The organism is Falsiroseomonas sp. RANM36 (assembly GCF_056682175.1).
This window is the reverse complement of sequence record NZ_JBWXTD010000003.1, coordinates 1834976-1837185: the sequence shown is the minus strand read 5'-3', so window position 1 is coordinate 1837185 and position 2210 is coordinate 1834976. Positions and strand designations below refer to the sequence as shown.

The 2210-nt window shown below is 71.0% G+C and carries 2 protein-coding genes; both read right to left on the bottom strand.

Annotation, left to right across the window (positions count from 1 at the left end; all coding sequences use genetic code 11):
* Positions 1–1042: TIGR03087 family PEP-CTERM/XrtA system glycosyltransferase (locus AC1MIR_RS13730; protein WP_480028707.1), on the bottom strand; the 1042-nt coding region annotated here is incomplete at its 3' end.
* Complete coding sequence (locus AC1MIR_RS13725) at positions 1042–2088, bottom strand: FemAB family XrtA/PEP-CTERM system-associated protein (RefSeq protein WP_480028706.1); 1047 nt, start codon at positions 2086–2088, stop codon at positions 1042–1044. The genes AC1MIR_RS13730 and AC1MIR_RS13725, both read right to left, overlap by 1 nt.
* Positions 2089–2210: the final 122 nt, after the last annotated feature.

Here is a 2210-nt window from a genome sequence, read left to right as displayed (position 1 = left end):
CCCGCAGGCCTTCGAAGGCCTGCGGGCTCGCGACCACCGGCTTCGCCATCGCCATCGCCTCCAGCACCTTGTTCTGGATGCCGCGCGCGATGCGCAGCGGCGCGACGGAGACGGCGGCATGTGCGATGTAGGGCCGGACATCCGGCACCGGCCCGGTGACATGCACGCCCTCGAGCTGCACCAGCGCCAGCACCGCGGGCGCGGGGCTCGCGCCGACGATGTGGAATTCCGGCGGGCGCGCACCGACCGGCGGATCGGCGCGCAGCAGCGGCAGGACATTCTCCGCGAACCAGGCCACGGCCTCGACATTCGGGCGGTAGTTCATGGTGCCGGTGAAGACCAGCGCGGGCCCGCCATCCGGCGCGAAGGGCGAGGGATACTCGCGCGCCGGATCGAAGCGCGAAAGCTCGACGCCATTGTCCACATGGCCGAGGCGCTCCGCCGTTTCCGGCGCGAGCTCGGCGAAGTGGCGCGCTTCCTCGGCCGAGACGAAGATGGAGCGGTCGAATTCCATCACGGCGCGGCGTTCGAAGGCGAGCAGCGTGCGCGCCTCCCGCGACCAGACCTGGCGCATCGGCGGCTTCGCATCCGCGGCGTAGGCGCGCCATTTTTCCGAGTCCACGTCCACCAGGTCCAGCACGCGCACCACGCCGCGCGCCGCGGGGCCCATCGCGTAGGGCGCCATTGCGGAGGAATAGACCAGCGCCGCATCGTAGCGGCGCTCGGCAAGACCCTGCTGCGCCCAGCGGAACAGGCCGGGCTCGTGGAACCAGCCGAGGCTCAGCGGCAGGCCGGGCCGCAGGCGGAGCAGCGCGCGCGCGGCGGATTGCCAGCGGCCGAGCGCGGGGCGCCATTCGACATGCTTCGCCACCTTCGCCATCGCCGGCAGATGCGCGATGTCCGCGCGGTCATCCACGAGGAAGCCGCACTCGATCTCCCAGCGCGGCGCCAGGTGCTCCAGCATGTGCCACGCGCGGATCTTTTCTCCCTTCTCCGGCGGGTACGGAATCCGGTGGGAGAGGAAGAGAAGACGCTTCGGCATCAGCCGAGGCCACGCACCAGCGGCGGGCCGAGCACGTTCGCCACCGGCACCGGCAGCTTCTTCCACATCGCGATGAAGAGCTTGTATTTCGGGTTGTTCGGATTGTTCTCCGGGATCGCCGCGCCCTCGGCCAGGCGGTAGCAGTAGTGCAGCTGCTGCGGCGCAAAGCCCCAGTTCTTCTTGTAGGCGAAGGCGCCGGTGTCGATCTTGCTGCGGCCGAAATCGAAGCTGGTGGCGCCGCGTTCGCGATGCGCGCGGCGCATCACCTCCCAGTACATCACCTCGTTCGCCGCGTTGCCGCGCGCCGCCCGCGTGCCGCCACCGTAATAGGGCAGCACCTCCTGCCGGAAGTGGAAGTTCAGCACGGAGGAGACCGGCGTCTCGCCCTGCCACACCGTGGTAACGTCGTGCTCGCCGGGGAAAAGATCGGCGAGCAGCCGAAAGTAGCGCTTGGGGAAGACCGGCGAGCCGAGGTTTCGCACGCTCTCGGCGTAGATCGCGTGCAGCACGCCGATGTCGCTGTCGGAGGTGGAGCGCAGGGCGAATTTCGTCAGCCCCTTGCGCACCTCCGCCCGCTGCTTGCGCGGGATGTTCTTCTCCATGCCCTTGGTGTCATCGTCGAAGGGCAGGATCGGCTTGCGGAAGGTGAAGTAGAGCGGCGGGCGCTCGGTCCAGCCGGCATCGGCCGCGGCCTCGCGGCGGAATTCCAGCGCGGGCGAGCCGAGCTTCGCGCGCAGCGCCACCGCATGCGCTTCCAGCGCCGCCGCGGCCTCCGGCGTGACGGCGACGCTGCCGCCATAGACGCAGAAGGGCGTGGAGGCGAGCAGGTCGCCGAACAGCAGCGTCTTCATCCGCGCCAGCGGCAGCACGCCGACGATCGCGCCGTCCTGCTCGGCGAAGACGTAGTGCGTGGGGTGGCCGAAGGCGCGGCGGATCACCTCGGCCCAGGGGCTCAGATGGAAGAAGGTGGCGGCCTGCGTCTCGCGGACGAAGCGGTCCCACGCGGCGGCGGAGCCCGCGTCCAGTTCCCGGATGACGACGGACATGGCGAGCCGTCAGGCGGCCTGGCGCTGCGGCGTGGCGGGCGCCGCCGGCGCGCCCCCCCAGGGCGGGGCGCAGCCCCCGGGCCAGGGGGGCCCCGGCGAAAAGCCCCGCCCCCAAGACCCCC

Excerpts from the sequence above, each read along its gene's own strand:
- AC1MIR_RS13725 (WP_480028706.1), bottom strand. The coding sequence starts at position 2,088 with ATGTCCGTCGTCATCCGGGAACTGGACGCGGGCTCCGCCGCCGCGTGG.